The organism is Pseudomonas sp. BF-R-30 (assembly GCF_019956175.1).
GTDB lineage: Bacteria > Pseudomonadota > Gammaproteobacteria > Pseudomonadales > Pseudomonadaceae > Aquipseudomonas > Aquipseudomonas jessenii.
The window spans coordinates 115,001-127,691 of the sequence record NZ_JAHBDE010000011.1; the positions used below are offsets into that span (position 1 = coordinate 115,001).

Sequence of the window (12,691 nt, forward strand, 5' to 3'; positions counted from 1 at the left end):
TGCCAAGCGGAAAACAACTTCACGATCCGCATCGCCAATAGCCGAGCCTCCCGCTGATCCTCCCGCAACCCCAACGACCGGCTCATTGCACCGCTCCAATATCGAAGTTCAGCGGTTTCCCCGTTTTCTGCCCAACCCCATACCAATCCAGCTTGCGCGTCAGCACCATGAACACGCCGAGCAAACCGAACAGCAACAACGACCCCATCAACAGCGCGTAATCCTCTGCACTCAACAGCCCATAGAGCAGCCCATACAACGCCGCCAATCCCACAGAAAAACTCAAGCCGTGACGCACGCTGCGCAACACGTGGCAAACGTAGAATCCAATCAACAACACACAACCGCTGGCGGACAACAGGTACGCCAGGGCAAAGCCGATGTGCTCGGACAACGACAGCAACAACAGGTAGAAGAACGCCAGCGCCACACCTACCAACGCATATTGCACCGGGTGCACCGCTAGGCTTTTCAGCACTTCGAACAGGAAGAAACCGGCAAAGGTCAGGACGATGAACAGCAGCGCATATTTGATCGCCCGGTCGCTTTTCAGGTACTGGTCCACGGGTTCGATGAAGCTCACGCCGAAGCTGCGACCGAACAACGCCTCACAGCCACCGCGGGACACGCAGCTGTTCAGCGTTTCTTGCAGGTTGGTGGAGAAAAACGAGGTCTGCCAATGGGCGGTAAAACCTTGATCAGTGATCTCGCGCTGGGCAGGCAGGTAGTTGCCGATGAAGCTTGGATGCGGCCAGTTGGCACTCAGCGAAACTTTGCTGGTCTTGCCCACCGGCAGGATTTGTAACTGGCCGGTACCTTGCAGCTTCAGGTCAAAACCGAAGGCCAGCTCCGTGGCCTGCTTTGTTTCCAACGCCGGCAGGGTCACGTGGACGCCTTCACCCAGCCAGCTCACTTGGCTGCCCGGAATGAAGTCCAGGTTTTGGCCGTTGAGTTCAAGCTTCAACGCGTTTTCGATACCACGAATGTCGCTGATGCCAACAGCGAGGAACGGCTGATCGAACTGGTAATCGGCGAAATCTTCCTTGATGCCCAGTTGAACCGGCAGGGAAAAGTGGCCGCTGATGCGGTTGTCTGCATGGAACAACCGTGCCTGGTAAATACCTCGGGAACGCAGTTCGGTCTGAACGTCTGCGTCGAGTTCGAAGCGCTCCGGCAGAAAATACAAACGACCGCGCTCTTCACCGATCTCCTGATAACGCTCGTTGGTTTTTTCGTGGGTCTTCCAGGTGCGCACGACTTTACGATACGGCACCACCATCAGCGGGCCGCTCAATTGCTGGCTGTAACTGGAGCTGCGGGCAATGTCTTCGAGCACACCGTCGCGCAGTTGCTGGCGCTCCTGGATCACGCCGTTGATCATCAGCAGTGGAATCAGCAACAACAGAATCAACAGGGCAATTGCCCCGAGTTTTAGGGTCAGGCTACGGTTCATGGGACTCTCCCTGTTTTGGATGGGGAGAGTCTGGATTCGGTATGTGGTGGGGCCATGGGGGGAATGTGGAGATTGTGTGGAGATTCCGCCTGCTCGCGATTGGCCGTAACTCGCTCTTAAGGCAGGTGTAACTTCACCTCCACTCCGCCGTCGACATTACCAATACTCATCGTACCGCCATGCAGCTTGACCACTTCCTCGACAAAGTTGAGCCCGAGCCCGGTGCTTTTGCGCCCATTGTCGGGACGCGGCAACGAGTAAAAACGCTCGCTCAAACGCGGCAGCGCGTAGTCGGGAATCAGCTCTGCTTGATTGAAAAGCTTGAACTCGACCTGCTCGCCTGTCCGTTCGGCGGTGAATCGCAGCCCACCTTCAACAGGGGTGAAATCCAGCGCATTGTCCAGCAGATTACCCAACGCCTGACGCAGCAGAAATGGCTCGCCGATCAGCACCAGGTCCGATGGAATCGTTTGCTCTACGCGCAACTGTTTACCTTCGATTCGCGCAGATTGCGCGTTCAGCAGGCCATCCACCAAAGCCGCCAATGGCACCGCCACCCGCTGCTCCAGCCCTTGGCGTTGCTCGACCTGCGCCAGGTTCAAAAGCCGCTCGATCAGCTGCTGCATGCGCGCACTTTCACTGTCGATATTGCCGACGAAACGTTGCCGCTGTGCCGGAGGCATTTCGCCCTGTAACAGTTCCGCCGCGCCACGAATCGCCGCCAACGGACTCTTCAGCTCATGGGTCAAGGTGTGCACGTAACGTTCGACGTAGGCCTTGCCTTCAAGCTGCGTGCGCATCTGCTCCACTGCCGTGGCCAATTGCTCCAGCTCACCGCCGCGATAATGCGGCACTTCAACCCGCCGGCCTTCACTGACGCCTTGGGCGTACACCGTCAATCTTCGCAGGGCTCGGCTGAGCCACCAGGATAACAACGCGCCGAACAGCAGACCGAGGCCGATCAGCCCGGCGCCGTACACCAGCAACCGGCGTTCCGTGCGATCCACATAAGGCTGCAACGAGCTGTTGGGCTTGGCCACAGTGACCACGCCGATGATCTGGCCGTTGTCGCGAATCGGCGCGCCGACGTGCATCACCGAAGACCCCGGATCGTTCGGGTCATTGCGCGTGGAGCGTGCGCCGTATTCGCCACGCAGGGTCAGGTAGACGTCGTTCCAGCGCGAGTAATCCTGCCCCACCGCCGTCCCGCTGGAGTCCAGCACGACGAAGCCCTTGGCGTCGGTGACGTAGATGCGGTGGTTGACCTGATTCTTTGGCAAGCCCCAGATTTTCGCTCCGGGCTGTCGCTCACCATAGGCCTTGAGCAGTTCCGGCCAGCGGTTCTGGTTGAGGCTGCCGGCCTTGAAGTCGTCGCGCAGGATCTCGGCCATCAGGTTGGCGGTATCGACCAGGGTTTCTTCGGTGGACTGGCGCACGCCGGGGCGGATCTCCTGCATGACCGTGTTGAGCACAAAGTAGCCGGTCAGGCCGATGAACAGTGCGTAGACCAGGAAAATCCGGATTCCCAGCGGCATCAGCTGTGTCCCGGGTTGAAGCTGTAGCCGAGGCCGCGGTGGGTCTGGATCGGTTCGGCGTCAGCCTTCACCAATCGCAACTTGGCGCGCACGCTCTTGATGTGGCTGTCGATGCTGCGCTCGTAACCGGCATCGGCGGCCACACCCAGGGCATCGAGCAACTGTTCGCGGCTGAAGACTCGCTCGGGCTGCTCCAGCAGGCATTGCAGCAGACGGAATTCATGGCGGGTCAGGGTCAGCAGTTGACCGCGATAACTGATTTGCACACGCTCACTGTCGATGCGAAACAGCGTCGCCGACGGTTCGCTCACCGTGCGGGGCACCATGCGCTTGAGAATCGCCCGGACCCGCGCCGCCACTTCTCGAGGGCTGAACGGTTTGACCACGTAATCGTCGGCGCCGATTTCCAGGCCCACGACGCGATCGATTTCGCCATCCCGGGCGCTGAGGAACATCACCGGTACTTCGCTGAAGCGCCGCAGTCGCTTGCAGGTTTCGAAGCCGCTGATGTCCGGCAGGCCGATATCGAGAATGATCAGATCCGCCGGGGTCTGGCGCTGGTGCTCCAGCGCCGCCGCGCCCAGGCTCAGCCATGTGGTGGTGAAGCCCTCGCCTTGCAGGGCGAAAACCAGGGTGTCGGCAATGGCCGCTTCGTCTTCGACAATCAGGATATGAGGCATGGCGTCCGAGCCCGGCAGTGATGTGGGCGAACGGTGACTCAAGGGGGAATCGGCGTCAATCAGGCTGTGTTAATTGGCGGCGAGGCCTGTGGTACCTAGCAGTTCTGCTAGTAGGCAATGGATGAAAACAAGCTGATTCTGATAGCCCGTCTTTTTGGTACTGACACGGAGACCAGTCAATGCCTTTGCACTCTCGCAAAACGATTCTGCTGGCAACCGATCATCAGCGCTCGGTAATAAACGCCCTGGTCGAAAATCGGCGACAACACATCGCCTACACACCCTATGGTCATCGCCCAGCCGAAAACGGCTTGCTCAGCCTGCTGGGTTTCAACGGCGAACGGCCGGACCCGCTGACCGGGCATTATCATTTGGGTAACGGATATCGGCAGTTCAATCCGGTGTTGATGCGGTTTAACAGTCCCGATAGTTGGAGTCCGTTTGGGGAGGGTGGATTGAATGCGTACGTCTACTGTTTGGGGGACCCAGTGAACGCAACCGATCGTTCGGGTCATACACCATATCCCCTGAAATTACTTCTGAAAAAGCTTGGTTTGATGAGTAAATCATCTAAAGGAAAAAACAGAGTTTCAGTAACTATCGCCAATCAGAAAACAACTACTCCGCCTCCTTTAAACTCCCCCAAGACCGCTGATCAATTAAATCCTGACGACTTCTACAAAGACGATCTGAATCTAAGCTTTTTCACCCCAAAAAACCAATCCAATTTGCCGTCAAGTTTCAAAAACTCGAAAATCTCAAAAAACAGCGTTAACAAACCAATTGGCAGCATCACTGATCCGAAAAGCCAAGCTATTCCACCTCCTAAAGGTAAACATTTCCCACCACAGCGCGCTCTACCCAAAAGCCATCGCGGCTCATTACCGTCACTGGAAGAGTTTCTTAGTACAGCAACTAGTGAGCAACTCAGTGCTGGATTTAACGATGTTAAGTACGCCCTTGAGCAGTCTCAAACATCAGCTTTCATAAAGATAGGAATTGCCTATGAGCAAGAAATGTTAAACCGCGCCATCAGGGCAAGCTCATAGCCCAGCAACCAATATGGCGCCATGCTCTGGTGAGGCCTTTCAGCAATCCGGCTTATCCGCGGTAAAACGCCGCGCCGGATTCACCGCCGCGCCAAACTCACGCAATGCCTTGGCCCCAATCAACAACGGGTAGTTGAAGCTGCTGCGGTCAGTCAGGTTGACCTCGACCGTGCGCTTGACGTTGCCCAGGCACAATTCCAGATCGACCACCGGACGCTTGCTGGGCGCGGCAGTGTCTTCTTCTTCGTCCTCTTCAGAACGGGTCTTGATTTTGCTGATCCGCGCGACTTTATGCTCGTAGACCTTGTTGCTCGCATCCTTGGTCGCGAGGCGGAAACGCACCCAGTCTTCACCGTCTCGCTTGAAGGTTTCGATGTCCTTGGCCGACAGCGACGCGGTCAGGGCACCGGTGTCCATCTTGGCCTTGAGCACTTCACCGCCAATTTCCGGCAGCGCGATGTATTCGTAACGTCCGTACAGCGTGGGCTCGGCGGCCATGACCGGCAGGGCCAGAAGAGAAAGCAGTGCGAGGAGCGATTTCACGTATGGGGCTTCCTTGAGCAATGGGCAGCGAAATTTTAGACAGTCAGTTGGCAATTCGTTCGTTCTTGGAATCGCTTCGCGGGCAAGCCACGCTCCCACAGGGTTTTGTGTCGTTCACACATCTTGTGTACACCCCCAATCCACTGTGGGAGCGGGCTTGCCCGCGAAGAGGCCGGTACAATCGCCACAGTAATGTGACCGGATACTCCAACCCAGCCTACCCATCCAATGGTGAAACATTCGTCAGCACCGATTTGGCCTGACGCCCGAAGCTGCTTATCATTGCGCGCCCAACCGCTTCCACGAGTGACTTATGCGCCGCCTGCTCACCGGCTGTTTCGTGACCCTGCTGCTCCTGCTCAACACCCTGATCCTGATCGGACCGTTGATGGTGTTTGCCCTGCTCAAACTGATCCTGCCTGGCCGTTTTCGCGATTACGCCTCATGGTCGGTGATGTGGATCGCCGAGACCTGGTCCGAGATCGACAAGCTGATCTTCCGTGTCTGCATCCCTACCCAATGGGACATCCGTGGCGGTGACGATCTGCGTCGCGACACTTCATACCTGGTGATCAGCAACCATCAATCCTGGGTCGACATCCCGGCGCTGATCCAGACGCTGAACCGGCGCACGCCGTTCTTCAAATTCTTCCTCAAGAAAGAGCTGATCTGGGTGCCCTTCCTGGGCCTGGCGTGGTGGGCGCTGGATTACCCGTTCATGAAGCGCTACAGCAAGGCGTTCCTGGCCAAATACCCGGAACTGGCCGGCAAGGATCTGGAAATCACCAAACAGGCCTGCGAATTGTTCAAGCGCCAACCGGTGACGGTGGTCAACTACCTCGAAGGCACCCGCTTCACGGCGGCTAAATGTGCCCAGCAACAGTCACCGTTCAATCACCTGCTCAAGCCCAAGGCCGGCGGGGTGGCCTTTGTGCTGGCGGCGATGGGTGAGCAGCTGGACGCGATCCTCGATGTGACAGTGGTTTTCCCGCAGCAGACGATTCCGGGGTTCTGGGACTTGATCAGCGGCAACGTTCCGCGGGTCATCATCGACATCAAGACTCGCGAACTCGACCCGGCGCTGTGGCAGGGCGATTACGAAAACGACCCTGCGTTTCGCGAGAAGGTCCAGAACTGGGTCAACCAGCTCTGGATCGAGAAGGACCGGCGCATCGACGCATTACGCGCCGGGCGCCGCTGAATCAGCTACCGGTGCCGATGCCCCAGATGCTGCCCAGGCTGCTCAGCAGCGAACCGCCGACGCCCTGCTGACCGAAGTATTGCAGGAGTACCGGGGCAAACTGGCCGATCATGCCGCTGTCCATGCCCAGGGCGCTGAAGGCGTTGTTCAGGTCGTTGGTGTCCTTGACGTTGCCCAAGGCGTTGTCCAGCCCTGCTGCTTTGCCGCTGGAGCCGAGCAGACCGGCGAGTGCACCCAACTCCCCGCCGCCCGAGAGCATGTCGATGCCCGGCACGCTTTTGGCCAGTTCCGAGTAGTCGGTCGAGCTCAACTGGTTCTTCGCCAGCCCCAGCATCGCCCCGGCACCGCCAACGGCTTGCTCTGGGGTGATGTCCAATTCACTGAGGGTGCTCAGCAGGTTGGCGGTCTGCGGTGTCGGTGCAGCAGTCGCGGCCGCGTCATCGCCCTTCATGCCGGCAATGGCATTGACCGCATCGCCCAAATTGAACTGTGCGAAGACCGGGCTGGCTGCCAGGGTCAGGAGTGATGCCAGTGCAAAACCGCGTGAAATCTTCATTCAGACATCCTCTGCGTCATGAAAAACGCCCGGCTTACGGGCGCAAAGCTGCCGATTTGACCGGGCAGACGTGGGCATGTTCCTCAGGTTTCCACCCATTTCCTATCCGCTCGTCACAAAGCAGCCCCGAAGTCTGCGGCACTATCAGATCTGCCAGTAGGCGGATCTGTTCGAATGCGCCACAGTAAAACCCTGGACCGACAAACTCATTCAGGAACCCGGCCATGCTCCCCAATCGAGAAACTCTGCTCTGCAGTTACCGCTACGACCCGCTGGATCGTCTGGTTGATTGCACTCCCTCTGCGCAGTCCCCCACCCGACGCTTTTACTTGAAAGATCGTCTGGCCACAGAGATTCAAGACGCGGTGCAGCGTTCGATCATGCAGCATGAGGATCAACTGCTGGCGCAGCAGCAGCGTCAGAGTGGGGCCGTGGAAGCGCGCTTGCTTGCCAGTGATCGACAGCGTTCGGTTTTGAATGTACTTGATGTCGCTCGGCAACACCCCCTCGCCTACTCACCCTATGGTCATCGCCCTGCGGAAAGTGGCTTGCTCAGCCTGCTGGGTTTCAACGGCGAACGGCTTGACCCGGTGACGGGGTGTTATTTGTTGGGGAACGGGTATCGGGCGTTTAACCCTGTGTTGATGCGGTTTAACAGTCCGGATAGTTGGAGTCCGTTTGGGAAGGGTGGGTTGAATGGGTATGCGTATTGCAGTGGAGACCCCATCAATCAAAGCGATCAGACTGGGCATGCTGCACGAAAGCTAATCAGCATTTTGAAAAGTGATAAAATTCCATTTATGGGTTCGCTCAAAAAATTGATTTCTCGGAAGACCAGGACCTCTAGAAACGGTATCAATACAAGCGGAGCAATTGAGAATACACCCCGCGCTAGCCCCCCCCTCCTCCAAGTTACGCCGATACTTTCCCTCCCAGCTATGAAAGTGCAGTCCCAGTAGAAAACAGACCTGCGTTTTCCCCAACACCCACCGACTTCAAATTTGACGCTCAACAAAAACTGCTAACAGCGATTAAAAATAACCAAATCAATCTATCTCAACTCGTACTTGACCAACACAAAAATATTGGACACTCAATAAAAGCACCTTTGGCCACAAACTCGCACCTATATAGATCCATCACTACCGGACAGGCATTTAAATTAAATCCGACGCAGCAAACAAAATCCATAGAAAGCCTCCACAAGCAGCTTAATTCTAAACAATACTTTCCAAGCTTCATTGAAGAACTTAAGAACAATAGTATCCAAAGTATAAATTTAGAAGATCTTCCTGAAAGAGTAAGAAGCATCATCCGCGACGCCTGAAATTTTTCGACAGGCTATTTTGGCAAGCGAACCTTAAGAACCTTTAACAAAGCTTACTACCTCACAAACCATCATCAGTCTGCAGCTCTATCAGAGCTGCCAGTAGGCGGCTCTGTTCGAATGCACCACAGTAAAACCCTGGATCGACAAACTCATTCAGGAACCCGGCCATGCTCCCCAATCGAGAAACGCGGCTCTGCAGTTACCGCTACGACCCGCTGGATCGTCTGGTTGATTGCACGCCCTCTGCGCAGCCCCCCACCCGACGCTTTTACCTGAAAGATCGTCTGGCCACCGAGATTCAAGACTCGGTGCAGCGTTCGATCATGCAGCACGAGGATCAACTGCTGGCGCAGCAGCAGCGTCAGAGTGGGGCAGTGGCGGCGCATTTGCTTGCCACTGATCAACAGCGTTCGGTTTTGAATGTACTTGATGTAGTTCGGCCACATCCCCTCGCCTACTCACCTTATGGCCATCGCCCGGCGGGGAACGGCTTACTCAGCCTGCTTGGCTTCAATGGTGAAAGACCGGATCCGGTGACGGGGTGCTATTTATTGGGGAATGGTTATCGGGCGTTTAACCCGGTGATGATGCGGTTTACCAGCCCGGATAGTTGGAGCCCGTTTGGGGAGGGGGGGATTAATGCGTATGGGTATTGCGCGGGAGATCCGGTAAGCAGAAACGATCCGAGCGGGCATGCATTTAATTTATTTACCATTAAGAAATTTAAGTTCTGGAAGTCAGCTCAGACGATCAAAAAATCCAGAAATACACCTGCGACGGTAGACTCGCTTGTAGGGACGTATAAAAGAACCGAACAAATCACAGCCGATCGAAGGAGCCCAGCGCATCTGCGACTCGATAAACAACGTACATTAAAAAGCATCGACGATCTCTTCGATGATACAAGTTCAACTACCCTTCACACCTCTTCAGCAACCGATCAGGCTGATGCCTCCTTCAAATCGGCCGTTCAAGAATTAATAACAAGTGAACAAAGAGCAATTAAACAGCTGATCAGCTCGAATGCAGCCTCAAAAAACGCCAATCAATCAGAACTTAATCTCATTGCAATCGGCGTAATAGACCAGAGAATATTGAAACTAGAACACACTTTAAGAACCACCCCCAACCCCCAGATATCCGCCCAAACAAGAGACATTATTCGCAACGAAAAAGGGTGACATTAAGTCACCCTTTTCCTTTTCTTAAAGACCCTTACGCCGCACTAAACATCTTATGCGGATCAATCACAAACTTCTTCGGCACACCCGCGTCAAACTCGCCATAACCCTGCGGAGCCTGATCCAGGCTGATCACCTGCACCCCCACCACTTCGGCAATGTTGATGCGGTCCCACATGATCGCTTGCATGAGCGCGCGGTTGTACTTCATCACCGGGGTCTGGCCGGTGTGGAAGCTGTGGGACTTGGCCCAGCCCAGGCCGAAGCGGATGCTCAGGCTGCCCATTTTCGCGGCAGCGTCGACAGCGCCCGGGTCTTCGGTCACGTAGAGGCCGGGGATGCCGATCTTGCCTGCCACACGCACCACGCCCATCAGCGAGTTGAGCACGGTGGCCGGGGCTTCGTGTTTCACGCCGTCATGGCCATGGCCACGGGCTTCGAAACCAACGGCGTCGATGGCGCAATCCACTTCCGGCTCGCCCAGCAGTGCCGCGATCTGTTCGTGCAGCGGCGTGTCCAGGGACAAATCGGCGATCTCGAAGCCCTGAGCCTTGGCGTGGGCCAGGCGCACGGTGTTGACGTCACCGATGATCACCACCGCCGCGCCCAACAGACGGGCCGAAGCAGCCGCCGCGAGGCCGACCGGACCGGCTCCGGCGATGTACACGGTGCTGCCCGGGCCGACGCCAGCGGTCACGGCGCCGTGATAGCCGGTCGGCAGGATGTCGGAGAGGCAGGTCAGGTCGCGGATTTTTTCCATCGCCCGGTCGCGATCCGGCAGTTTCAGCAGGTTGAAGTCGGCGTACGGCACCATGGCGTATTCGGCCTGGCCACCGGTCCAGTCGCCCATGTCGACGTAACCATAAGCACCGCCCGGACGCGCCGGGTTGACGCTCAGGCAGACGCCTGTGTGCATTTCTTTGCAGGAACGGCAGCGCCCGCAAGCCACGTTGAACGGAACAGACACCAGGTCACCGATCTGCAGGTTCTCGACGTCGCTGCCCTTTTCGATCACTTCACCGGTGATCTCGTGACCCAGGACCAGACCGGTTTGAGCGGTGGTACGGCCGCGCACCATGTGCTGGTCGGAACCACAGATATTGGTGGAAACCACGCGCAGGATGACCGCGTGGTTAATTTTCCTGCCACGCGGGTCCTGCATTTTCGGATAATCAATACTCTGCACTTCGACCTTGCCAGCGCCGAGATACACCACACCACGATTGCCAGACATGCTTTCACCTCGCTGTTGTTTTTATGGAACCGCGTTGCCCAGGCAGGCAGCGCGTTAAATGCTCGGGTTATTGCCGTTGTCATTTGTGTTGCTTATAAGGGCCTCATCGCGAGCAAGCTCGCTCCCACAGGTTTTTGTGTCGTTCACAAATCTTGTGTCCGCCCCCGATCCACTGTGGGAGCGAGCTTGCTCGCGATGGCGATTTAAAGAACGACCGTACGATTGGCGTTCAAAAACACCCTTCTCTCAATGTGATACCCGACGGCCCGCGCCAGTGTCAGCCCTTCGATATCCCGCCCCTTGGCGATCAGGTCTTCCGGATAATGGCTGTGGTCCACTGCCTCCACACCCTGGGCAATGATCGGGCCTTCATCCAGGTCGTTGTTGATGTAATGCGCTGTGGCGCCCACCAGTTTCACGCCCTTGTTGTAGGCCTGGTGGTAGGGCTTGGCGCCCTTGAAACCGGGCAGCAGGGAGTGGTGGATGTTGATCGCCTTGCCATCGAGCTTGCGGCATAGCTCCGGCGACAGCACTTGCATGTAGCGCGCAAGGATCACCAGTTCCGCACCGGACTCTTCAATGATCTGCCAAACCTGACGCTCCTGCGCCGGCTTGTCGTTCGGATCCAGCGGGAAGTGGTAGTACGGAATCTGGTGCCAGTCAGCCAGTGGCTTGAGGTCCGGGTGGTTGGAGACCACGGCGGCCACGTCCATCGACAACTGGCCGATGCGCTGGCGATAGAGCAAATCGTTGAGGCAGTGATCGGCCTTGGAAACCATGATCACCACTTTCGGCCGGTAGTTCGGCGCGGTCAGTTCGAAGATCATGCCAAAGGCTTCACCGCGTTCGGCGAGGCCCGCGCGGAAGGACTGCTCGTCGAAACCGTCAGGCTGGCGGAACTCCACGCGAATGAAGAAACGGCCCGAGAGTCGGTCATCGAAGGAATGGTGCTCGGTGACGTAGCAGCCCTGCTCGAACAGAAAGCGGGTCACCGCGTCCACGGTGCCGAGGACGCTGGGGCAGTCGGCGGTCAGAATCCATGTGTCTGGGGCGCGGCTCATGGTGCGGTGACTCCTGTGATATCTGTAAACGGAACAGCCTTCCTGTAGGAGCGAGCCTGCTCGCGATGGACGTCAACGATGACGCGTACTTCCTGATTTAACGCGTCGCTCTCAAGTCCATCGCGAGCAGGCTCGCTCCTACAGTGACGGTGGTGATCAAGCCTGAACGCTGAGGCCGAATTCGGCAGAAGCATCCTGCAACCACAGCCACCAGTAATCCGAGAAGCTGCGACGAATCAGCAGTTCCCAGGTGTCTTCGGCGGTGTGACGGATCATCAGTTGCGACTTGGCGAACACCGTGCCGACGGCTTTGCCCACCGGGAAGTTGTTCGGGTGCACGTCGTAGCTGGTGGACTTCATCAGCACCTGGCGCACGTTCGGGCCGCTCAGTTCGAGGAGTTGCTGGCCGCCGCTGACGTTGACGATTGCAATGTGCAAATCGCCCAGTGCTGCGCGCAGTTTTTGCTCGGCGGCAAGTTCTTCACCGGTCGGCACGATCAGCAGCCACTCATCCGGCCCCATCCATTGCAGACTGGTTTCGCCTTTGACGATGACGCTCAGCGCGCCCGGCAACTCGATGCCCAGGGCCTTGTGCACGCCCGCGGCAAACGCGGCATCGTGGCCATCGCCGCGGATGGTCAGGTGGCCGAGGAGTTTTTTCTCGCGCACGGTCACGCCGGCGTTCTTGCGACCCTTGCCCACCAGGCTGGCGAGGTCGGCGTGATGCAGCGACGACTCGGCCTTGGCCCCGGAGGTTGGGCGTTGTTGGTAAACATTGGCTGCGGTCATAAAGCACCTGCTCTAAATTCTGTTGGCTTCTGTGGAGACTGTTCTGCCGCCTTCGCGAGCAAGCCCACTCCCACATTGA

The 12,691-nt window shown here is 57.2% G+C and carries 13 protein-coding genes; 4 read left to right on the forward strand and 9 right to left on the reverse strand.

Features of this window, described 5'->3' with window-relative positions; genetic code table 11:
* Positions 1–82 precede the first annotated feature (82 nt).
* The 3 genes from creD to creB form a co-directional block, all read right to left on the reverse strand.
* Complete coding sequence (gene creD, locus KGB20_RS07330) at positions 83–1,453, reverse strand: cell envelope integrity protein CreD (RefSeq protein WP_154861010.1); 1,371 nt, start codon at positions 1,451–1,453, stop codon at positions 83–85.
* 116 nt (positions 1,454–1,569) lie between these two features.
* Positions 1,570–2,988: a two-component system sensor histidine kinase CreC gene (gene creC / locus KGB20_RS07335; RefSeq protein ID WP_154909887.1), complete on the reverse strand. Its 1,419-nt coding sequence runs from the start codon at positions 2,986–2,988 to the stop codon at positions 1,570–1,572.
* Positions 2,988–3,668 (reverse strand): two-component system response regulator CreB, encoded by a 681-nt coding sequence (gene creB, locus KGB20_RS07340; protein ID WP_154909888.1) that lies wholly within the window; start codon positions 3,666–3,668, stop codon positions 2,988–2,990. Before creB ends, creC begins: the two co-directional genes overlap by 1 nt.
* Positions 3,669–3,847: 179 nt before the next feature.
* Here creB and KGB20_RS07345 point away from each other — a divergent pair, with 179 nt between their 5' ends.
* Entirely contained in the window at positions 3,848–4,717 is an 870-nt protein-coding gene (locus KGB20_RS07345; protein WP_223508797.1) for an RHS repeat-associated core domain-containing protein, read from the forward strand.
* A gap of 39 nt (positions 4,718–4,756) precedes the next feature.
* Here KGB20_RS07345 and KGB20_RS07350 read toward each other — a convergent pair whose 3' ends face one another.
* The gene (locus KGB20_RS07350) at positions 4,757–5,260 is read right to left on the reverse strand and encodes an ATP-dependent zinc protease (RefSeq protein WP_154909889.1); all 504 of its coding nucleotides are present in this window, start codon (positions 5,258–5,260) and stop codon (positions 4,757–4,759) included.
* A 313-nt stretch (positions 5,261–5,573) separates the two neighbouring features.
* Here KGB20_RS07350 and KGB20_RS07355 point away from each other — a divergent pair, with 313 nt between their 5' ends.
* Positions 5,574–6,461, forward strand: coding sequence for an acyltransferase (locus KGB20_RS07355; RefSeq protein WP_154909890.1), 888 nt, complete (start codon positions 5,574–5,576; stop codon positions 6,459–6,461).
* Position 6,462: 1 nt separating this feature from the next.
* On the opposite strand, the gene KGB20_RS07360 is transcribed toward KGB20_RS07355, so the two are convergent.
* Complete coding sequence (locus KGB20_RS07360) at positions 6,463–7,017, reverse strand: DUF2780 domain-containing protein (protein ID WP_154909891.1); 555 nt, start codon at positions 7,015–7,017, stop codon at positions 6,463–6,465.
* A gap of 206 nt (positions 7,018–7,223) precedes the next feature.
* The gene (locus KGB20_RS29230) at positions 7,224–7,517 is read right to left on the reverse strand and encodes a hypothetical protein (RefSeq protein ID WP_411740889.1); all 294 of its coding nucleotides are present in this window, start codon (positions 7,515–7,517) and stop codon (positions 7,224–7,226) included.
* Between KGB20_RS29230 and KGB20_RS29235 the strand changes: the two genes are divergently transcribed.
* Both KGB20_RS29235 and KGB20_RS07370 read left to right on the forward strand, forming a co-directional pair.
* A complete protein-coding gene (locus KGB20_RS29235; protein WP_411740888.1) occupies positions 7,398–7,976 on the forward strand; it encodes an RHS repeat-associated core domain-containing protein in 579 nt (192 codons plus the stop codon). The genes KGB20_RS29230 and KGB20_RS29235 overlap by 120 nt on opposite strands.
* 538 nt (positions 7,977–8,514) lie before the next feature.
* Positions 8,515–9,528 carry an RHS repeat-associated core domain-containing protein gene (locus tag KGB20_RS07370; RefSeq protein WP_154909893.1) on the forward strand — a complete coding sequence of 338 codons (1,014 nt, stop codon included), beginning with the start codon at positions 8,515–8,517 and terminating at the stop codon, positions 9,526–9,528.
* A gap of 34 nt (positions 9,529–9,562) precedes the next feature.
* Here KGB20_RS07370 and fdhA read toward each other — a convergent pair whose 3' ends face one another.
* The 3 genes from fdhA to KGB20_RS07385 form a co-directional block, all read right to left on the reverse strand.
* Positions 9,563–10,762 (reverse strand): formaldehyde dehydrogenase, glutathione-independent, encoded by a 1,200-nt coding sequence (gene fdhA / locus KGB20_RS07375; protein ID WP_090451825.1) that lies wholly within the window; start codon positions 10,760–10,762, stop codon positions 9,563–9,565.
* A 203-nt stretch (positions 10,763–10,965) separates the two neighbouring features.
* The gene (gene purU / locus KGB20_RS07380) at positions 10,966–11,823 is read right to left on the reverse strand and encodes a formyltetrahydrofolate deformylase (protein ID WP_150813796.1); all 858 of its coding nucleotides are present in this window, start codon (positions 11,821–11,823) and stop codon (positions 10,966–10,968) included.
* A gap of 156 nt (positions 11,824–11,979) precedes the next feature.
* Positions 11,980–12,612 carry a sarcosine oxidase subunit gamma gene (locus KGB20_RS07385; protein ID WP_150813795.1) on the reverse strand — a complete coding sequence of 211 codons (633 nt, stop codon included), beginning with the start codon at positions 12,610–12,612 and terminating at the stop codon, positions 11,980–11,982.
* Between the last annotated feature and the right edge of the window lie 79 nt (positions 12,613–12,691).